Genomic DNA, 19438 nt, shown 5'->3' on the forward strand with positions numbered 1-19438 from the left:
CCGTTATCGTAACGGGAAAAGCTCCTGCTTCAGAACCATCGTTCTGTGACAGGAGCTTTTATTGGTTGTTCATTCACATGCCTGCAGCGACTGCTCGAGCGCAGCCGTGTCCATCTGTTCACCGATGACGACGATAACGTCCTTCACATCACCTTGCGGCGTAATCGGCACAAATTCGGTTGCGCGATAAGCAAACTGAAACATATATCGCTTTGTCGTGTCCGTGAAGGAAACGATGCCTTTCGCCCGGTACACATTCGCGGGCAGCGACATCAGCCACTGTTCAAATCGTTCGCTGTCGACAGCGCGCGGCATCGTATAGGTCCATACGGTTACGGCATCGTGAGTATGATGATGGTGGTGCTCACCTGCGGAGGAATTCGACTTGCCAGCAGCGGTATGGGAGACTTTCGCATCCATGCAGCTTCTCCACAGCTCCGGTTCCACCTTAGCATGACTTGTAACCTCTATTCGAGCGCCGGCATTCCATTCTCGCAAACGCAGTTTAACCGCTTCAAGCTGCTCCACTGTTGCGAGATCTGCTTTGTTGAGCAGAATCAGTTGAGCGGCGCGAACTTGTTCTTTCAACAAATGCATCATTTTGCGGTTGCTCGTCCCGCGCTCCGCTCCCGAGTCCGGGATGAATAGATCGGCTAAATGCTTCGCATCCGCCAACGTAACGATGCTCGTCAGCACGACGTTCGTGTAGAGCGAGATTTCCGTTATCGAATCCACGAGCTCCATCGGTTCAGCAATCCCCGTGCATTCCACATAGATGATATCGGGTTGTTCCTCTTGAACCAATTCGTACAGCTTCAAGCCGAAATCTCCCCGCATGGAGCAACAGATACAACCATTCAGCATTTCCTTCATCGCAACGTCAGCTGGCAGCAGCTGTCCATCCAAGTTCACTTCGCCCGCTTCATTCATGACGACCGCAGGCTTCAACCCTTGTTCCATGCTCCACTGCAGCCATTGCTTCAATAAGGTCGTCTTACCGGTACCGAGGAAGCCGGATAAGATGACAACGGGAATCGTCGTATTATTATTCTGTTCGTGAACGGACATGATTGCATTACCTCATTTCATCTAGTGCAAAAATTGATTGTGGTCTTCTCTGTTCCCATCACATGATACAACCTTCATACTAAGGGCGCAACAAAGGCCTTGGCCACAGCCAAAAAGCGGTACAGAAAGAAGGTTCAAAGGAAGGGAACTTGCTAATTGTGATAGAATATATATACAAAAAAAGAAGTTGTGAAATAGAGTATTGCAATTATGTAAATCATTACATATACTATCATTGGAGACTTGTTCAAAACAGATGCAATAAGGAAAGTATGCCGTCTAGCAGCAAGTCATTCTGTGGAGGTGTTATTATGCTCAATACGTTATCTTACGGATTACTCGGACTGCTCGCGAGCGAATCTTGCTCTGGATATGATTTAATGCTGCGCATTCAACCGTTCTGGCAGGCTAAGCACAGTCAAATTTATCCCCTGTTAGCCAAGCTGGAACGGGAAGGGTTCGTTCAATATGTCCGCATCGAACAGCGGGACAAGCCAGATAAGAAAGTATATTCCTTAACCGAGAAAGGTACCGAAGCTGTTCTCGAGTGGCTGGGCGAACCGCCTGCAGAACAGAGTTCGCGCGATGAATTGAGCTTAAAGACGAAGTGCATTTGGATGACGCAGCGCGACATTTCGATCCCTTTATTTTTAACCCGTCTGAAGCAATTGGAGACGAGAACCGCTTATTATGAAAAATTGCTCCAACGCATTCCTGAGGAAGAACGCCACGTGCATTCAAAGCATTTTGGCGATTACGTGCTTCTTCACCGCGCCATTTCATTGGCCGGAGCGCAAATCGAATGGTGCCGTTGGGTTGTCAATATGCTGGAACAAGAAGAAGAGCTATCTTGAGAAATATCCGTCCCGCTCTGTGGCGCTCCACGTGCAATAGAGCGGGATGATTAGCATGATTCAGCTCCTCTTTCCCTTTGCTTAAGACGATGCGCTTCCGCCCGTGCGGCTATCACGTCTTGTCGATCACGAAGCATATGTCGATGAACGACATCGTCCATTACATGACTGTTCGTTGAGCACCATGTCCACCCTCGGTGTTCACATTGCTCCTTGCACTGCTCACACAAGTCTGGATCAGCAATCGGCAGATTCCATTCCTCATAGTCAGGACGGACCGATATTCTCTCACCTGCTGTCCCTGATCTATTCAATTCTGTCAACTTGGCCTCTAATTGGCTTAACAATTGCTCTCCATCCAACCCAAGGTCGTGCCAAGGAACTTGATTGGCGTGCGACATCGCGCTTCTTAGCATTTTACACGCGCCTGCTGTATTCCCTCTGCGCTCATGATATAGACCTACGGCAATCTGGACTAGCGTGAGCCACCACTGCTTACGTTCCATCGACGTCTCAGCCTTCCACATTTCTTCCATAATCTCATGGCATTCGAACCAATCCCGCGACCCGTGAAAGTGCAGTAAATACTCGATATAAGGTTTCGGATAATGCATACCTTCTCATCCTCCGACAGCATATTAATAACTCATTTTTCAACAACCATTTATACTATATATTCGACACAGATGCAGGTTGCTTTTTAATAATAACATATATCGAATAGTTAACGTGTTTTGAACACGTATTAACAGCATAACGAGAGTTGCAAATTGTAAATGTTTTTCATCAAATCAACTTTTTTTGAAACCTCACCATACTCCGTTCGTATTAGGTATCGGATGATATCTATTCTTCTATGAGGAGGCAATTCATGCGTAAGTGGATTATGGTTGTTATGGCATTCTTTCTTATTTTTGCGGTAACTACACCGTCTATGGTAGATGCCAAGCGCGGAGGGTCTTTCCGTTCCGGAGTTAAGAATTACAATCCTGCTCCGAAAAAAACAGAGAATAAGAATCAAGTTAATCGTTCCGACAGCTCGAATAACTCCAAATCGACAGGAGCCGCCACAACACAGAAACGCGGTTTCTTCAGCGGAGGAAGCTTGATGAAAGGCCTGATGATTGGCGGCCTCGCAGGACTGTTATTCGGCAGCATGTTCGGCAACCTTGGCTTCTTCGGCGAACTGCTGGGATTAATGGTGAACCTGATGGCGTTGTTCCTTCTCGTATCGCTCGTCCTCCTAGTCGTGCGCAAGATTAAGGAACGCCGCAATCCTCCAAAGCCGGAACACGGGCGGTGGAATTAATGAACATGCGCATCAGCATGGATGAACTCATCAACGCGGTGTGTCTCCACATGGCAATGCGCAGACAAGTGCAGCCGACAGACGTTCAGGTCGAACTGTGTTGGGATGAGGAGCATGGCTTCACTGCCGAAGTATGGATTCATGGTCGGCAACAGTATTTGGTAGAAACGAATCTGCTCGAAGCCGTGGAGCAATATGTATATAAAGAATACGGCCAGCGGGTGTTTCGTCACCAGATCACATTGGATGTCGACGACGAAATCTGGGCAGATATCGATACAAGCCAATAAATCACATAAGTACATGGAGGCGATAGTGCTTGGATCCACACAATGATGTTCCGTGATGGTCCAAGCAACTATTGCCTTTTGTTTTTCTTACTTGAAAAAGTGACAAAAATTCATTCCTGCTTATTCATGATTTGGTGAACATTTTTTTGTATTTTGTAACAACATTGTCTTTTGTTTTTAAGGTTTATTTAATGTTGCTTAAGTATGATAGGTATAATGGAATAAGATTAATTACGGTGTTCACGCACTAATAGTAGGAGGTTTGTTGCTATATGAAAACAGTTTACATTGAATTTCAAGAACGACAAGTACCCGTGTTTTGCACTAATATATCGCATAAAAATACATTTTCTTTGCTTATGGATGCCTTAAATCGCAAAGTCCGCACAGGCAAGCGGGCCATTAAAACCTGCTTGGAAACGTTAATCAGCATTGAAATCGTAGGATCGGAAGCCATCCTACATACGAGACGGGAAATGGACACGCTCGCGCTATCCCTGTACTGATTTACTTCTCACTTCTCACCTAACCAAATGATGAATAGGCATTGGAATTCGGCGCATATCCCGTAAAGGATATGCGCCGTTCTTTTTCATCCGGCTCATGCAACCATCTGGAAAAATACACTTGACACGATACAAATTGTATCATAAAGTACAAATAGTGCTATAGAATCGTTTTATACGATTTTAGAATGGATAAAGGAGCTTTACCATGACCATTGGAGAGCGCTTACGCGGCTTGCGTCTTGCCCGCAATATGTCGCAGGAAGAAGTCGCTCGTCATATCGGAGTGACTCGTTCGGCCTATAGTCATTATGAGATCAACAATCGACAGCCTGTATATAGCAATTTGAATAAGCTCGCTCTGTTATTTGACGTTCCGATCGACTATATTCTCAATGAGGACCGCACCGACTATGCTCGTGAAACAAAACAATTACTGCAGCTCTGGCATTCGTTGGATCATTCTTCAAGACAACATACGCTTTATATATTGCGCCAGTCCATTCAACAAGCCGATCATCCCGCCCAACCTTAACGTTGTGGGCTAGATATGCGATACGCAGGAAGCACGATATGGAACGTCGTCCCTGCCCCTTGACCGCTTTCTACTCCAATCTGACCAGAATGAAGCTCGATTACTTCTTTGGCAATGGCCAGACCGATTCCGCTTCCTCCAGTTGACGAATTTCGTGATTTATCTTTCTTATAAAATCTATCAAAAATAAAAGGCAAGTCCTCTTCCCTCACACCGATTCCCGTATCTGTCACCTCTATATGTATGGTTTCTTTCTCTGCCGTGTAATGTATGCGAATCGTAATCGACCCGCCTGCCGGCGTGAACTTAACCGCATTGTAGATGAGATTATCGAATACTTGCGTCATTCTGTCCAAATCAACTCTCAGAACGATGCTGGCTGGAGGAACATCCCGATACGTCTCGTTATAACAAGCGAAGATCAACCCCTTTCCGGAAAGCTCCAGCTTGTAGTTATCTTCCAAATGAGTGATGAAATGCTCCAAAAGAACCTCTTGCTTCGAGAATTGGACTTGCCCCGCTTCCAGCTTGGATAGTTCGAACATGTCACCGATGAGATGATTCAGACTGTTAATCTTGTTGAGCATCAAACGGATATATTTCTTTTGCTCTGCCTTGTCATACACGATTTCATCCTGCAGCACTTCTAAATACCCTCTAATCAACGTAATCGGAGTACGTAAATCGTGCGATATGTTGGTGAATAAATGCCGTCGGGATATTTCCATACGTTCCAGCTCTTTATTATTCTTTTCTAAATGTGCGTTCATATGCACTAATTCCGCTGTGCGCTTTTGAATCCTCTGTTCCAAGCTGGCGTTCAGCTCGATTAATTCCGTCGAGACGGATTCCAGATCCGTCAATACTTGCGAATACCGCAGCGAAATGACGAGCGATTGCAAGAAGATGCACACGACAAGCCCAATCGGCGCCAAGTCCCGAATAGGAGCAAGCTCATGGCTATAGAGGATATCGTTAAGGACCAGCACGCTCAGCACGGCGAACCCGATGAGCGCAATATATGCTCCTAATCTATGATGGTGGATGGCTCTGAAATTCATCGCAAAAATATAAAGCACAACAGCGACGATATAAAGCTGATAGCCGCTTAAGAAGGACGTAAAGACGCTCGTAGGCAGCGACACAGTCATTCCGATAAGGAGACTGCCCCCGCCGATGAGGAACCGATATGTGCGCAAGCAGGCGTCCGCGTCCTCGGTGAACAAGTAGCGAATATAACCGACTCCTGTCATGGCGGCAATCAACATCAAAATGTATTCTATCCGAGTGTTGATGCTCCACGACAGCATCGGCAGCCAAGAGAGCAGCAGCATATCCCCCGAAGTCACAATACGGAATGCCATCGCAATACATAACACGCCGAACAGGATTGTATACCTGTCTTTGCGCCGTTCGATAAACAGCCCGATATGATATAAGCCGACCATTAGCAAGCACCCGAAGAGGATGCTGTCACGAACCGTTTCCATTTTGCTTTTGCGGATAGTTTGTTCAGCGAGGCCAAAATACGGGGATTGCCATATTCCCCCGCGTTGATGCGAGTAATTTGCAACCTGAATGACGATCTCCGCCTGCTCCCCCGGCATGTGAAACATAGCCATCCGCCGTCTCGTCGAAGGCTCATACGTATTCTCGTCTTCGGATACGGTGCCTTCATTTAATACGAGCCTGCCGTTCACCCACAATTGATAGGAGCTGTATATGCTGGGCAGCCATACGCCATATAGAGAATCAATGTCGTCTTTCATAATGTGGAGACGGTATGTAGCATAACCTGCTCCCGAGCGCTTCCCTTCCTGAAGCTGGAACTGATTCCACGATGCTGGAACAGGAGCGTAATACGTCACCTTGCGGGGGGCGGTAGCGGCGGCTGGAGACAGCAATTCATGCCAGTTGAACTCCCACTGTCCGTTCAGAGGAACAAGGCCTTGGCTCCTAAAGTCCCATCCCCTTACATCCATCACTCCATTTCTCACCTGCGGAGCAGCATTGCCATCAACTAGCGAGCCGACCACCTGTAGGACTAGAATCGTTATTAATGTCATCGCCATCATAATATGAAAAGTGATTCGGCGCATTTCGTTTCCCCCTCTAACCCTACCATTTTATAACACAGGGGACTGTTTGACGATATATCGAGCAAATATTGCCGAAAAAAAAGGAATAGATTGTCATCTTCTGACAACGTTCGCTATAATGGAAGGAGTGACGGAGGTGACGGCCTGCAATGAACGATTTTAAGATATTAATCGTAGATGATGAATTAGAAATAACAGAGCTCATATCGTTGTATTTGCGACGCGAAGGTTATCACGTTTTCATTGCAGATAACGGTTATACCGCACTGCAAATGGTGAAGGAAGTGACTCCGGACTTGATCATCCTTGACATTTTGCTGAAGTCGCTTGACGGAATTGAAGTGTGCAAGGAGATACGCAAGACTTCGAACGTGCCGATTCTGTTTGTCAGCTGCAAGAGCGATGACGTTGATATCATTATGGGGCTTACAGTCGGAGGGGATGACTACATAACGAAACCTTTCAGTCCGAGTCAGCTCGTCGCACGCGTCAAAGCACATTTGCGCAGAAACTCGCTCTCGTCCCGGAATTATCCGACACCGCCGCAGCATAAGCTTGCTTTTGGAGCGCTGGAGATCGATCTGCACAGCCACAATGTAATAATAGAAGGAAAGTCTGTGGCGCTTTCCGCCAAAGAGTTCGATTTACTCGCCTACTTAGCTCAATCTCCGAACAAGGTGTTTAGGCTGGAGCAATTGTATCAGCACATTTGGAACACGGAAAGCTTTGGGGATACACGAACCCTTATGGTACATATAAGCAATCTACGCAAAAAAATCGAACCAGATCCAACACAACCCCGGTATATCGTTACGGTGAGAGGTGTAGGTTACAAATTTCAGGCCGATTCCTATTAGAGGTTGCTCAAAAAGTCCTCTTTTGAACACGCACTATTAGTATATCCATCCATGCGCCAGAGACCGCCATCCTGCACAGGTTGACGGTCTTCTTTTCATGATGGCGAACAGGAAGTCCGCTTGTCTTGAGAAGCTGCGTGTGACACCGCATCATCGCCAGCACGAGAAATCGTATTACTTTCTGGTAAGCATAGGCGCATTTATAGTACAATAGCGCTTAGTGAGTTTGAAAGCCACTTTTGATCACGAAGCATCTCAAGATGTGATTCGACATCGAATCTTGCATTCACTCTCGAAGAGCTTATGCTTCCGAAGAATGTTTCCGTTGGAAACATTTCAGGTGCTCATGTAGTCTCGCCTACACCCGCTCTTCTTCGAAGAATGCTTCCGATGAAGTTTTCTTGCGTAAACTTGTGCTTCTCGGTGCTGAAAAGTGGTCTTTAGGGGACACGCATATGAAGAAAGGAAGTCACACACACAATGTACATGGCTAACGACTGGAAAGATTATGAAGTAATTGACACCGGGGGCGGTGAAAAGCTGGAACGATGGGGAGATGTCGTGCTGCGTCGTCCCGACCCGCAAATTATTTGGCCTCTGGAACAAGAAAGCAACCTGTGGCGCAATGTGCACGGACACTATCATCGAAGCTCCTCTGGCGGCGGCAATTGGGATATGAAGAAGCCTATCCCGGAGCGCTGGACGATCCAATACCGTGATTTGAAGTTCTATATTCGTCCGACGAGTTTCAAACATACGGGGTTGTTTCCGGAGCAAGCGGTCAATTGGGCTTGGATGATGGACAAGATTAAGCAGGCTAATCGTCCAATTAAAGTATTGAATCTTTTTGCATATACGGGGGGCGCTACCGTTGCCTGCGCTTATGCCGGTGCGGAAGTATGCCATGTGGATGCATCGAAAGGCATGGTGCAATGGGCAAAAGAGAACGTGCAACTGTCAGGTCTCTCCTCCAAGCCCGTTCGCTTTATTACAGATGATGTGTTCAAATTCGTTCAGCGCGAACAACGCCGCGGCAATAAATATGATGCCATCATTATGGACCCGCCGTCGTACGGACGCGGACCGAGCGGCGAAACGTGGAAATTGGAACAAAGCCTATACCCGTTCCTTGAGTTCTGTACGACGATTATGTCGGATAATCCGTTGTTCATGCTCATTAACTCCTATACCACCGGTCTGTCTCCATCCGTGCTGAACAATCTGCTCAGCATGACGATGAAGAAGCGCTATGGCGGTCAATTGACTTGTGGAGAGATTGGACTTCCTATCACACAGTCCGGTCTGGTTCTGCCTTGCGGAATATTAGGACGCTGGGAGGCATAACATCATATGTCCACACCTATGCCTCAAGGACATATCCCCATTCTGTTCGAGGATAATCACGTTCTCGTCGTGGAGAAGCCCGTGAATATATTGTCTCAAGCTGATGACAGCAATGACGTGGATATGCTGACTCTATTGAAGCAAGACTTGAAGATCCGATACGAAAAACCGGGAAATGTCTTTCTCGGACTTGTACATCGCCTCGACCGACCTGTCGGAGGGGCGATGGTCTTTGCCAAGACGTCTAAGGCTGCTTCCAGACTGTCGGATGTCGTGCGCCGCCATGAGTTGGGTAAGTTGTACATGGCGGTCGTGCATGGCTGTCCGCGCAAGCTGCAAGGAGACTTAACACACTATTTGCATAAAGACACTCGCACCAATATCGTTCGTACGGTGCCGGCAGGCACTGCTGGGGCCAAAGAAGCACGATTGAGCTATGAGGTGGCAAGCAACAGTCAAGATTTATCACTCATTCGCGTTCGTCTGCATACGGGTCGCCCCCATCAGATTCGGGTGCAAATGCAAGCCATTGGCTGTCCGTTATACGGAGATCAGAAATACGGGGCCAACTGGAATCGACCGGGACAGCAGATCGCTTTATGGTCCTTTCAGCTGTCTTTTCCTCATCCGACGACAAAGGAATACATGGAATTCCGATCGATTCCGCCAAGGGAATTTCCTTGGAATCAATGGGATGTTGCTACGATGGTGTAACATCCCATTGCAACAGTTCGGAGGGGTAAAATAAAAATGAAGACAGATTTTCAATACTACAGATGGCTGCTGATGGTTACGGCAATGATAGTTATGTTAATGACTGCGGCTTGCAGCTTCACCACGCAGTATGAAGTGGCGTCACCGGTTGCCGCGAATGGTGCAGCCAGCACGCAAGAGCAAGATAACGCGCAGCTTCCCTCACCATCTCAACAAGAAGCGAGTTCCGATGAAGCCGCAGCTTCACGAGAACAAGAGGGAGGTACTAACCAGAGCGCGCTTCTCGCTAACGGGTCCCAGGAAGCTGCTGACAGCTCCGTTGCCACCGTTGAGAACAACGTCGAGCCCTATACGCTATCGGGCAAGCTTTTGGCCGTAGGCGACATTATGATGCATTCTCCGCAATTTCCCGCCTACGTTAATCCGAAGACAGGAAAGTATGATTTCAATAGTTATTTCAGTCAGGTGAAACCGATACTAGAAAGTGCGGATTGGTGTTGGGCCAACTTAGAAACGCCACTGCTGGGCGGAGAGAAAGTATATACCGGGTACCCGATGTTCAACGCGCCCTCAGAGCTGGCGGATGCTTTGAAATATGCTGGTTTTAACATTGTAACAACCGCGAACAATCATGTGCTCGACCGGCGTGAGCAAGGGGCGCTTCGCACCTTGGAAGTGCTCAAAGACCGCGGCTTCGTAACGAAAGGAACATCTGCTTCGCTATGGGAGTCCGAACAAGTTACGCTGCTGGAGAAGAACGGCATACAGCTAGGGATACTGGCTTATACCTATGGTACGAACGGGATACCGCTGCCGAAGAAGAAACCTTACCTGGTGTCGCTCATCGATGAGGAACGGATGATTAGAGACATTAAGAAGACGAAGGAAGCCGGTGCAGACGTCGTCGCCATAGCGCTTCACTTCGGCAACGAATATGAAGACAAACCGAATCAAAAGCAAATACAACTGGCTCGTACGCTCGTCCAAGCTGGGGCAGATATAATTCTAGGCTCGCACCCACACGTCCTACAGCCTTATGAACGGGTAACCGTACAAGAAGCAGACGGACACACAAGAGATGCAATCATTATTTATTCATTAGGAAATTTTATTTCTAACCAAACGGGCGACGGGAAAGATATCGGTGTAATCTTCGGTGTGGAAATGGTTAAGCATATGCCTGAGGGACGTATAGAATTGAAAGAGATTACGGCAGAGCCGACTTGGGTTCATATCGATGGCCCGAGAGCTAAGCGCAAATACCGTGTCTTGCCCATGTCTGACACCATCATGTCGCGTTCGGATAAACGCTTAAATACGAATCAGTTCAAACGGCTGCAGAACATGTTGAACAATACGAACCGTCATCTGCAGTCGATGTCCGCGGTTCCGGTGCTATTGACTTCAGAATGACGTCTAATAGCCAGCTAGCCGACTAGTCTCGCTTATTGCCTGCTGCAATAGCATCGCGCGTCGTGTTCACCTGCGGCTGAGGCTGAGGCGCATTGGCAAGCTTGCCTAACAACAAAATAAGCAATTGCTGATTATGCGTCGAGATGCGATGAAGAATATCGGTCCAATACGATTCCCGAGTCGCAATCCCTCGGCGCATTTCTTGTTCTCCAAATGGAGTTGCCTGTATCCATACAATACGCCGATCGCCTTGATCACGTTCGCGGACAATAAGCGCATTCTTCTCCATCCGATCCATGAGGGTCGTTATCGCTGCAGGAGTCGTTGCTAAGTGCGGGAGCAAATCTGAAGGCTTCACCTTGCCATATTCCGTCACCCACTCCAATACCGTTAGCTGGCTTTCGGTCAGACTCGGTGCAAGCGCCTCATCCATCACATTTTTATACTCCTTCGATAGCTTCAACCACAGCTTGGCAAATTCCGTTACGTGCATAATTGCCGACTCCCCCTTTTCTCCATACCGATCTTGTACTACCTGAATCTCAACCTTACTCATCCTTCAGATACACTTCTATCGATGTCTTTCGAAGATGGGCGACCGCGTTAAGAAGTTGATTCATATACACGATCAAAAACAACTAAATTATACCACAGCTTCAAAGTTCGGTCATCTATCATGATCATATTGTCAACAATAAAGCAACCGACCGGAACATTCCACGAATCGGAACATGATGGTTTGCAGGATCATATAATTAATATATGGGCATCTGTCCCGTATCACCCGCAAAGGAGGAACTTCGGATGGAACAGGTCAAAGAGGAAATGGTTCGCAGAGCAATCGAAATTGGAATTGTAAAAGACCCACAATGGATGGAACGACTCGATGAGCCCGTTCCCATGTGGGTCCTGCTTGAAATGGTTATGCGATTGCACGATGTATTAAATCCGCCGCACAAGCCTTTCGATTAAACTGAAATCGGCGCAATAACGAGCGTATCAACGACATGTTCATTTTTATCCAATGCGACTACGGCTCGGCCTTGCGACTTCCGATCCATAAGAGGGGCATGCTCTGTAATTAACTGATGGAGCTTGCCCGAATCCGCAACGAGCGTAATTGGATATGCTGCTGTGCTGAAATAAGCCCCGACTAGCTTCGTTCCGTTCGGCTTCACCCGTTTGCCTTCCTTGAATTCAAACGTAGCCATCCCTTTCCCGCCCCGCCCTTGGGTCGGGTAATCCAGCAGCAGGGAACGCTTGCTCCAACCTAAATCAGTCAGCACCGTGATTTCGCCTTCATCGCCGTTCACACGAATAGCGGCAGCGATCTCATCGTCATCCTTTAACTGCATACCGCGGACTCCGCCTGCGGCACGTCCCATCGCATTGACCTCACGCTCCAGGAAACGGATGGCCATCCCTTGATTGCTGACTAGAAGCAGCTCCATCTCACCGTCACTCGTCATGACGCTCAACAATTCATCGTTATCCGCCACTTTACACGCGGCTACTGCCCCACTCCGCTTCGTCTCATACTCTTTGAGAAGCGTCCTCTTCACTTGACCGCGGCGAGTGACGAACAATAGCGATGCCTGCTCGCTATCAAACGATTTGATAGGAACGACACTGACGATCCGATCTTCCTTGGCGATCGGAATGACATTGACAATCGCAGTACCGTTATCTTTCCATTTGAATTCCGGTATAAGATGAATCGGCAAAGAGAAGTATTGCCCCCGCTTCGTAAAGATCAACAGCCGATCCAGCGTGTTCACTTCGAAAATCTGGCGGATAAAGTCGCCTTCCTTCACGCCCGATTTCTCCCATTCGCCTCCGGATCGGGTGAACGACAACTGACTCGTACGCTTAATATATCCTTCGTTCGACAGCGTCACGATAACATCTTCCGCGTTCACGATAACTTCTAAATTGACTTTGATCTCTTCCACTTCGCCTTGGACGACAGAGCGTCGCTCAATACCATAGCGGTCGCGAATTTCAGTCAACTCTTTCTTGATTAGGCTCAATAGCTTCTTCTCGCTATCCAGAATAGCGCGCAACTCGGCCACCTTCTTCTGAATCTCGTTCAGTTCCTTATTGAGAGACGTCAGTTCCAGATTGGTTAACCGATACAACTGCAATGTCAAAATCGCATCCGCCTGACGCTCGGTAAATTGGAACTTCTCCATCAGGTTATGCTGTGCATCCTGACGATTCTTGGAAGCTTTAATCGTCGCGATAACTTCGTCCAGTATATCCAGAGCTTTAACTAAGCCCTCCAGGACATGCGCACGATCCTCCGCTTTGTTCAAGTCATAACGGGTTCGATTCGTCACGACTTCTTTTTGGTGAGCAATATAAGAATTCAGCATTGATTTAAGACCAAGCTGCTGCGGTGCCTTGTTAACGATCGCGACCATATTGAAATTGTATGTGACCTGCAAATCAGTCTTCTTGAACAAGTAATTTAATATTCCCGTCGCATCTGCATCTTTCTTTAATTCGACCACAATGCGCATTCCTTCACGACCGCTTTCATCCCGAACCTCGGCTATACCGTCAACCTTTTTCTCCAGGCGGATATTTTCCATCGCCGTGACGAGTCGGGATTTGACGATTTGATAAGGGATTTCCGTAATGACAATTTGCTGCCGTCCACCGCGCATATCTTCAATTTCCGTCTTCGCACGTATGTAGATACGCCCCTTGCCGGTCTGATACGCTTCGCGTATTCCTTCTTCCCCCATGATGATACCGCCTGTAGGAAAGTCCGGGCCTTGAATAATCTGCATCAGATCATCAAGTGATAAGTTCGGATTGTCGATCGATGCTATGCACGCTTGGATGACTTCACGCAAATTATGAGGCGGAATCTCCGTCGCAAAGCCGGAAGAAATCCCGCTTACTCCATTAACTAGCAGGTTCGGGAACCGTGCCGGCAATACGGATGGTTCATTTTCCGTATTGTCGAAGTTGGGCCGAAACAGAACCGTATCCTTCTCAATATCCCGTAGAAGCTCCATTGCTATAGAGGACAAGCGAGCTTCCGTATAACGCATCGCTGCAGCAGGATCATCGTCAATCGAGCCCCAGTTGCCGTGTCCGTCGATGAGTACATGCCCCATCTTCCATGGCTGGGCCATCCGTACCATGCCGTCATAGATCGAGGCGTCTCCGTGCGGGTGATAGTTACCCATGACATCCCCGACCGTCTTTGCCGATTTGCGGTACGACTTATCCGGCGTATTACCAGATTCATACATCGCGTACAGAATGCGGCGTTGAACCGGCTTGAGACCATCCCTGACGTCGGGAATAGCACGGTCTTGAATGATGTATTTGGAATAGCGGCCGAACCGGTCGCCTACCACATCTTCCAAGAACGCTGGTTTAAATTGTTCCGATACGCTCATGTGTCTCTCACCTTTCTATTCCTCAAACTCCGTAAAATCGACGTTCTCGACAATCCAACGCTTACGCGGCTCCACCTTGTCGCCCATTAGCGTCAATACGCGCCGTTCCGCCTTCGCCGGATCGTCAATTTGCACCTGCAGCAGTGTTCTCGTCTCCGGATCCATCGTCGTTTCCCACAGCTGATCCGGGTTCATCTCACCCAGACCTTTGTAACGCTGTATTTCGGCGTTCTGTCCGAACTGCTTCAAGTAACTATTCAGCTCTTCATCGGTCCAAGCGTAACGGATCGTCGCATGCTTGCCTTTTTTATGTGTAATCTTGTATAGCGGCGGCTGCGCAATGTATACCCGCCCGTTATCGATTAACTGCTTCATATACCGGTAAAAGAAAGTGAGCAGCAGCACCTGGATGTGCGCTCCATCCGTATCGGCATCGGTCATTATAATGACCTTGGCATAATTGCTCTCTTCTACTTCGAATTCCGGACCTACCCCCGCTCCAATCGCGTGGATGATAGTGCGATACTCATCATTTTTCAAAATATCGACCAGCTTCGCCTTCTCCGGGTTCATCGGCTTGCCTTTCAACGGCAAAATAGCCTGCGTCTTCGAATCTCTGCCTTGCTTCGCCGACCCGCCCGCGGAATCCCCTTCCACGATGAACAGCTCGTTGCGTGTATAATCCTTGGATTGCGCCGGAGTCAGCTTGCCATTCAAATTGGAGCTTTCGCTGCGCTTCTTGCCGGTCCGCACTTCCTCGCGCGCTTTACGTGCCGCTTCGCGTGCTCTCGATGCTTGAATCGCTTTCTTCACGAGCATTTGCGCAACTTGAGGGTTCTCCTCCAAGAAAATGCTCATGTTCTCGGCTACGATCGTGTCGACCGAGCCGCGGGCTGTTGCGCTGCCCAGTTGATCCTTCGTCTGTCCGACGAATTCCACGTCTGACATCTTGACGTTAATGACCGCCATCATGCCTTCGCGCAGGTCATTCCCATCCAAGTTTTTATCCTTCTCTTTGAGCAGCGTATTTTTCCGCGCATATTCGTTCATGACACGCGTATATGCGGTCTTAAAGCCCGTTTCGTGCGTTCCGCCTCCACGTGTCGGGATGGAGTTAACAAAGGATACTAGCGTCTCCGTATAACCGTCGTTGTATTGAAGCGCAATTTCTACTTCAATGTCGTCTTTGTCCGCAACAAAATGGATGACATCATGCAGGACCGTTTTGTCCTCATTCAAATACCGTACAAATTCACTCGCTCCGCCATCATATAGGAAAGTTTCCAACTTCCCCGATCGCTCATCCTTCAATGTGACTTGCAGGCCCGAATTCAAAAAAGCAATCTCCTGCAAACGCTCGGCAAGATTGTCATAATTCAAATGTATATTGCCGTGAAATACCTTCGTATCAGGCTTAAATGTTACTTTCGTGCCTGTGCGGTTCGTATTCCCGATAATCTCCAGTCCGGTAACCGGTTCCCCGACGTGTTCCTTGCCGTCGTCATCTACCCAAGTCTCAAACCGCAGACGATGAATCTTTCCTTCACGACAAATTTCAACCTCAAGCCATTCCGATAACGCATTCGTTACAGAAGCGCCCACACCATGCAGCCCGCCCGACTTCTTGTAGCCTGCACCGCCGAATTTACCGCCGGCATGCAAAATCGTATATACGACCTGTGGAGTCGGTACTCCTGTCTTATGCATTCCGGTCGGTATTCCGCGGCCATTGTCGCGCACGGTGACCGACTGGTCCTTATGAACCGTCACATCAATCTGGGAGCAAAATTTGGCGAGATGCTCGTCGACGGCGTTGTCTACGATTTCCCATAACAGATGATGAAGCCCCGAGGAGCTTGTACTGCCAATATACATCCCCGGCCGTTTACGAACCGCGACAAGCCCTTCGAGCACTTGAATGTCGTCAGCCCCGTAGTCTGAATTGTGGTTGCTCGCTGCCCCCTTATTTCCCGGTAGCTGTCCGAACGAATCGATTTGCTCGACCATTCATGCTCCTCCTTCAAAAATACATTTAGCGTTCCAACTTTCGTCGGCAAAAGAAAATCTGTCGCGTCCGAGCGAAGGAAGGTATGCCTCCATACCATTATATCGTCCGGATGCAAACAGATGTTTCGCATTCTTGTATATTCTAATTCAAAATGTCCTGTTTCGTAAAGACACGGAATGCGACAAACAATCCGGCAATCCCCCAGACGGCCAATACACCGAGTGAAAAAGGGAGGCTCATTCCTTCGACAGGCGCCGGTGTACCTGCCAAATAATCTGTTAATTTCAAGTTGATCATAAATAAATATTTCGCCGTCGGCCACGATGAGGCCATGTTATACAGTATGCTGCCGGCGATGAGCGTGGCCATCAATGTTACGATACTTGCCGCCGTACTACGGACAAGCACGGAGATCATGAAGCCAAGCGCTGCAACGACGACGCTCGAGAACCATATGAGCCCGCACTGCATGAGCATATACATCCACGACGGTACAATATGGACTGTATCAAAATTCACCTCTGTTCCCGAAAGCGCAAATCCTGTAAATATAGGGAACGTCCAGCCACCATAGCCAAATACCATGCCAGAAATTAAATAGGCAAGCAGAGCTGTAAGAATGACGATGATTCCCGTGAACATCATGAGTACGATCCATTTGCTGAGCAGCACCTTCCACCTTCGCACTGGCCGGGTCAACAGCATCTTAATCGTGCCGGTAGAACGCTCGGATGATACAATATCGCTCGCGATGGCCATGACGAGCAACGGAATAAACAGCGTCACCGCGTTATCCATGAACGTTCGTGTAAAGGTCACTCCGTTCGGCTCATCAGGATTAACGTCGTGGTCCAAATAATATTGCAATTGCTGCAGCATAATGCGCCGATATTTCTTCCATTCTTCCGGCACCCGGTCACTGCCGAGCGTATTCTGAATGTCCGTAATACGCTGCTGCAGCTCTAGACGCCAATCTTGATTGAATTTCTCTCGATTGTTCTGAGCGATTTTCATCTGAGCATAGGTAAACACCGGAATGAGAACGATGAGAATCAGCAGAACGACATAGAACCGTTTCTTCTTCAACACTTTTATCGTTTCATTCTGAATTAGCGGCAGCAAGCTACTCAATGCGTTCTCCCTCCGTTATCTCCAGGAATAACTGCTCCAGAGTCGGCATAATGCGCTGAATGCCCTCTACTTCGACGCCAGCCTCCATTAATTTACGGTTCAACTCGGCGATGCTCTCAGGCTGCGTCTCCGTCAAGATAGCATAATCAGGCACACCTACTAATACCGCTTCGTCGATCACTTCGTCTTCACGGTTGAAGAACGTGACAGCACCGCTCGCAGACAAGATGTCCCGCGCCTTCTTTTCCGGCTTCGCCTGCCAAATAACAAATTGGTTGCGTCCGGTCAATAGCTGCTCCACGTCGTCGACTGCCAACACTTCTCCCCGGCTGATGATGGCAACCCGGTCACACATGAGCTGAATTTCGCTCAGCAAATGGCTGGACACAAAGACGGCCATCCCGCTGTCGGCCAGCGTGCGAATAAATGCCCGCAACTCTTTAATTCCAAGCGGATCGAGGCCATTCGTAGGCTCGTCCAGGATAAGCAAATTCGGACGGCCCAGCAGCGCTTGCGCAATGCCCAGACGCTGACGCATCCCTAATGAATAAGTCTTCACCTTATCGTGAATGCGATTGGATAACCCGACAATCTCAACGACTTCATGAATGCGGTCATCGCCGATTTCAGGCACCATTCGCGCGAAATGATCTAAATTTTCCCAGCCCGTCAAAAAGTTATACATTTCCGGGTTCTCGACGATGGATCCAACGTAGCGAAGCGCTTTCTCCGGGTCTCGATTTACATCGAAACCGCACACTTGGATTCGCCCTTCCGTCGGTTTAATTAAATCGACGAGCATGCGGATCGTCGTCGTCTTTCCAGAGCCGTTCGGTCCTAGAAAACCGAATATTTCGCCAGCACGGACGTCGAACGTGACGTTCTTAATAATCAGCTTACGGCCGATCATTTTCTTTACTTGCTGAACCGACAATACGATAGCTGCGGCGCTGTTCATGTGAAATACCGAACCTCCTTACCTGTCCTTACCGAATGCTTTGCACGATTCGCTCCGCGATGGCTTGATAGCCGTCACCATTCGGATGAAAGTGATCGGAGGAAAGGTACATGCCGATATTTTGCTGAAACAAATCAAAGGTTGGAACCATAATCATATTTTTATCCTTGTTAATCATTTGAAAAGCGGCATCATTCCACTTCTGAACGACATTATTGCCGATTTCGCGCATTTCTTCCAAGTCCGTGAACGGATTGTACAATCCTACGTACACAATGAGTGCGTCCGGATTCCACTTTCGAATGCCAGCGAACACCTTCTTCAAATGTACAACTCCTTGATCGGCCTTCGCAAGAAGCGTATCCTGGTTCAACGATTGATCCCCGAATTGTTCCGAGCGGGCGCTCTGAAACAGATCGTTGCCGCCAATCGTAAGCAGAACGATGTTCGCTTTCTTCAGCACATAGCCGATGCTTTCTTGATTCAATCGCTCGGACAGTTGATCGGCTCTCATTCCGTTCACCGCCATATTGTTCAAGAGAGTGACTGGTTTATCCTGAACCTTGTCCAGCATTTTGACCACACGCCGCACGTAGCCTTCTCCTGTGCCGTCACCGGTCCCCCTAGTCAAAGAATCGCCTATCGTTGCAATAAGCCATTCGTCAGCCTGTGCGGTTTCCTTTACCGGCGGCGTCTGAACCGACGGCATTTCCGTGAACGGAACCGAGGCCGGCGACAATATGTCTGCGACCCCGAACCCGAAGCCTACCGCCAACACGAGCGTCGACAATAAGCCGAACAACGCTATCCATGACCATAATCGCGATGTCGATTTGCGGTTCATGTTACCCTCCCAAGTCGTATAAAGTTCCCACTCACCAAGATATATCAATACATTACCTGTTCGGGAATCCATTTGCAAACTTTAGCGCTCAA

19 protein-coding genes are annotated in these 19438 nt (G+C 48.4%); 10 read left to right on the plus strand and 9 right to left on the minus strand.

The window, feature by feature from the left end; all coding sequences use genetic code 11:
* Window positions 1-69: 69 nt before the first annotated feature.
* Window positions 70-1068, minus strand: a complete 999-nt coding sequence (locus LQV63_RS08925; protein WP_233696444.1) for a CobW family GTP-binding protein — start codon at window positions 1066-1068, stop codon at window positions 70-72.
* Between the two features lie 311 nt (window positions 1069-1379).
* On the opposite strand from LQV63_RS08925, the gene LQV63_RS08930 reads away from it, so the two are divergent.
* Window positions 1380-1922: a PadR family transcriptional regulator gene (locus tag LQV63_RS08930; protein WP_019420457.1), complete on the plus strand. Its 543-nt coding sequence runs from the start codon at window positions 1380-1382 to the stop codon at window positions 1920-1922.
* A gap of 50 nt (window positions 1923-1972) precedes the next feature.
* Here the strand turns inward: LQV63_RS08930 and LQV63_RS08935 are convergent, their stop codons facing one another.
* A complete protein-coding gene (locus LQV63_RS08935) occupies window positions 1973-2536 on the minus strand; it encodes a DUF309 domain-containing protein (RefSeq protein WP_233696445.1) in 564 nt (187 codons plus the stop codon).
* Between the two features lie 257 nt (window positions 2537-2793).
* On the opposite strand from LQV63_RS08935, the gene LQV63_RS08940 reads away from it, so the two are divergent.
* The 4 genes from LQV63_RS08940 to LQV63_RS08955 all read left to right on the plus strand — a co-directional run bounded on the left by LQV63_RS08940 (window position 2794) and on the right by LQV63_RS08955 (window position 4562).
* Window positions 2794-3231: a membrane protein gene (locus tag LQV63_RS08940; protein WP_019420459.1), complete on the plus strand. Its 438-nt coding sequence runs from the start codon at window positions 2794-2796 to the stop codon at window positions 3229-3231.
* On the plus strand, window positions 3231-3521 hold the full coding sequence (locus LQV63_RS08945; RefSeq protein ID WP_019420460.1) for a YxcD family protein: 291 nt from the start codon (window positions 3231-3233) through the stop codon (window positions 3519-3521). Before LQV63_RS08940 ends, LQV63_RS08945 begins: the two co-directional genes overlap by 1 nt.
* 272 nt (window positions 3522-3793) lie before the next feature.
* Entirely contained in the window at window positions 3794-4027 is a 234-nt protein-coding gene (locus tag LQV63_RS08950; protein WP_019420461.1) for a hypothetical protein, read from the plus strand.
* Window positions 4028-4235: 208 nt separating this feature from the next.
* Window positions 4236-4562 carry a helix-turn-helix domain-containing protein gene (locus LQV63_RS08955; RefSeq protein WP_019420462.1) on the plus strand — a complete coding sequence of 109 codons (327 nt, stop codon included), beginning with the start codon at window positions 4236-4238 and terminating at the stop codon, window positions 4560-4562.
* Here the strand turns inward: LQV63_RS08955 and LQV63_RS08960 are convergent.
* Window positions 4559-6661, minus strand: a complete 2103-nt coding sequence (locus LQV63_RS08960; RefSeq protein WP_233696446.1) for a sensor histidine kinase — start codon at window positions 6659-6661, stop codon at window positions 4559-4561. The two genes, LQV63_RS08955 and LQV63_RS08960, sit on opposite strands and share 4 nt — an antisense overlap.
* 149 nt (window positions 6662-6810) lie before the next feature.
* Here LQV63_RS08960 and LQV63_RS08965 point away from each other — a divergent pair, with 149 nt between their 5' ends.
* The 4 genes from LQV63_RS08965 (at window position 6811) to LQV63_RS08980 (ending at window position 10989) form a co-directional block, all read left to right on the plus strand.
* Entirely contained in the window at window positions 6811-7518 is a 708-nt protein-coding gene (locus LQV63_RS08965; protein WP_019420464.1) for a response regulator transcription factor, read from the plus strand.
* 480 nt (window positions 7519-7998) lie between these two features.
* Window positions 7999-8862: a class I SAM-dependent methyltransferase gene (locus tag LQV63_RS08970; RefSeq protein ID WP_019420465.1), complete on the plus strand. Its 864-nt coding sequence runs from the start codon at window positions 7999-8001 to the stop codon at window positions 8860-8862.
* 6 nt (window positions 8863-8868) lie between these two features.
* Window positions 8869-9576 (plus strand): RluA family pseudouridine synthase, encoded by a 708-nt coding sequence (locus tag LQV63_RS08975; RefSeq protein WP_233696447.1) that lies wholly within the window; start codon window positions 8869-8871, stop codon window positions 9574-9576.
* A gap of 36 nt (window positions 9577-9612) precedes the next feature.
* Window positions 9613-10989 (plus strand): CapA family protein, encoded by a 1377-nt coding sequence (locus LQV63_RS08980; protein WP_233696448.1) that lies wholly within the window; start codon window positions 9613-9615, stop codon window positions 10987-10989.
* Between the two features lie 22 nt (window positions 10990-11011).
* Here LQV63_RS08980 and LQV63_RS08985 read toward each other — a convergent pair whose 3' ends face one another.
* Window positions 11012-11482: a MarR family winged helix-turn-helix transcriptional regulator gene (locus LQV63_RS08985; RefSeq protein WP_019420468.1), complete on the minus strand. Its 471-nt coding sequence runs from the start codon at window positions 11480-11482 to the stop codon at window positions 11012-11014.
* Between the two features lie 311 nt (window positions 11483-11793).
* Between LQV63_RS08985 and LQV63_RS08990 the strand changes: the two genes are divergently transcribed.
* On the plus strand, window positions 11794-11961 hold the full coding sequence (locus LQV63_RS08990; RefSeq protein ID WP_019420469.1) for a hypothetical protein: 168 nt from the start codon (window positions 11794-11796) through the stop codon (window positions 11959-11961).
* Here the strand turns inward: LQV63_RS08990 and gyrA are convergent.
* The 5 genes from gyrA to LQV63_RS09015 form a co-directional block, all read right to left on the minus strand.
* A complete protein-coding gene (gene gyrA, locus LQV63_RS08995) occupies window positions 11958-14405 on the minus strand; it encodes a DNA gyrase subunit A (protein WP_019420470.1) in 2448 nt (815 codons plus the stop codon). The two genes, LQV63_RS08990 and gyrA, sit on opposite strands and share 4 nt — an antisense overlap.
* A 15-nt stretch (window positions 14406-14420) precedes the next feature.
* Window positions 14421-16412 (minus strand): DNA topoisomerase IV subunit B, encoded by a 1992-nt coding sequence (gene parE, locus LQV63_RS09000; RefSeq protein WP_019420471.1) that lies wholly within the window; start codon window positions 16410-16412, stop codon window positions 14421-14423.
* Between the two features lie 142 nt (window positions 16413-16554).
* Window positions 16555-17544 (minus strand): ABC transporter permease, encoded by a 990-nt coding sequence (locus LQV63_RS09005; RefSeq protein ID WP_019420472.1) that lies wholly within the window; start codon window positions 17542-17544, stop codon window positions 16555-16557.
* Complete coding sequence (locus tag LQV63_RS09010; RefSeq protein WP_233696449.1) at window positions 17537-18502, minus strand: ABC transporter ATP-binding protein; 966 nt, start codon at window positions 18500-18502, stop codon at window positions 17537-17539. The genes LQV63_RS09005 and LQV63_RS09010 overlap by 8 nt, the downstream gene beginning before the upstream one ends.
* Window positions 18503-18530: 28 nt before the next feature.
* On the minus strand, window positions 18531-19346 hold the full coding sequence (locus tag LQV63_RS09015; RefSeq protein WP_019420474.1) for a GDSL-type esterase/lipase family protein: 816 nt from the start codon (window positions 19344-19346) through the stop codon (window positions 18531-18533).
* Window positions 19347-19438: the final 92 nt, after the last annotated feature.

It is taken from the genome of Paenibacillus profundus (assembly GCF_021369635.1).
Taxonomy (GTDB): domain Bacteria; phylum Bacillota; class Bacilli; order Paenibacillales; family Paenibacillaceae; genus Paenibacillus_B; species Paenibacillus_B profundus.

Coding starts and splice junctions, on each gene's coding strand:
- LQV63_RS08925 (WP_233696444.1), bottom strand. CDS start 1,068: ATGTCCGTTCACGAACAGAATAATAATACGACGATTCCCGTTGTCATC.
- LQV63_RS08930 (WP_019420457.1), top strand. CDS start 1,380: ATGCTCAATACGTTATCTTACGGATTACTCGGACTGCTCGCGAGCGAA.
- LQV63_RS08935 (WP_233696445.1), bottom strand. CDS start 2,536: ATGCATTATCCGAAACCTTATATCGAGTATTTACTGCACTTTCACGGG.
- LQV63_RS08940 (WP_019420459.1), top strand. CDS start 2,794: ATGCGTAAGTGGATTATGGTTGTTATGGCATTCTTTCTTATTTTTGCG.
- LQV63_RS08945 (WP_019420460.1), top strand. CDS start 3,231: ATGAACATGCGCATCAGCATGGATGAACTCATCAACGCGGTGTGTCTC.
- LQV63_RS08950 (WP_019420461.1), top strand. CDS start 3,794: ATGAAAACAGTTTACATTGAATTTCAAGAACGACAAGTACCCGTGTTT.
- LQV63_RS08955 (WP_019420462.1), top strand. CDS start 4,236: ATGACCATTGGAGAGCGCTTACGCGGCTTGCGTCTTGCCCGCAATATG.
- LQV63_RS08960 (WP_233696446.1), bottom strand. CDS start 6,661: ATGCGCCGAATCACTTTTCATATTATGATGGCGATGACATTAATAACG.
- LQV63_RS08965 (WP_019420464.1), top strand. CDS start 6,811: ATGAACGATTTTAAGATATTAATCGTAGATGATGAATTAGAAATAACA.
- LQV63_RS08970 (WP_019420465.1), top strand. CDS start 7,999: ATGTACATGGCTAACGACTGGAAAGATTATGAAGTAATTGACACCGGG.
- LQV63_RS08975 (WP_233696447.1), top strand. CDS start 8,869: ATGTCCACACCTATGCCTCAAGGACATATCCCCATTCTGTTCGAGGAT.
- LQV63_RS08980 (WP_233696448.1), top strand. CDS start 9,613: ATGAAGACAGATTTTCAATACTACAGATGGCTGCTGATGGTTACGGCA.
- LQV63_RS08985 (WP_019420468.1), bottom strand. CDS start 11,482: ATGCACGTAACGGAATTTGCCAAGCTGTGGTTGAAGCTATCGAAGGAG.
- LQV63_RS08990 (WP_019420469.1), top strand. CDS start 11,794: ATGGAACAGGTCAAAGAGGAAATGGTTCGCAGAGCAATCGAAATTGGA.
- gyrA (WP_019420470.1), bottom strand. CDS start 14,405: ATGAGCGTATCGGAACAATTTAAACCAGCGTTCTTGGAAGATGTGGTA.
- parE (WP_019420471.1), bottom strand. CDS start 16,412: ATGGTCGAGCAAATCGATTCGTTCGGACAGCTACCGGGAAATAAGGGG.
- LQV63_RS09010 (WP_233696449.1), bottom strand. CDS start 18,502: ATGAACAGCGCCGCAGCTATCGTATTGTCGGTTCAGCAAGTAAAGAAA.
- LQV63_RS09015 (WP_019420474.1), bottom strand. CDS start 19,346: ATGAACCGCAAATCGACATCGCGATTATGGTCATGGATAGCGTTGTTC.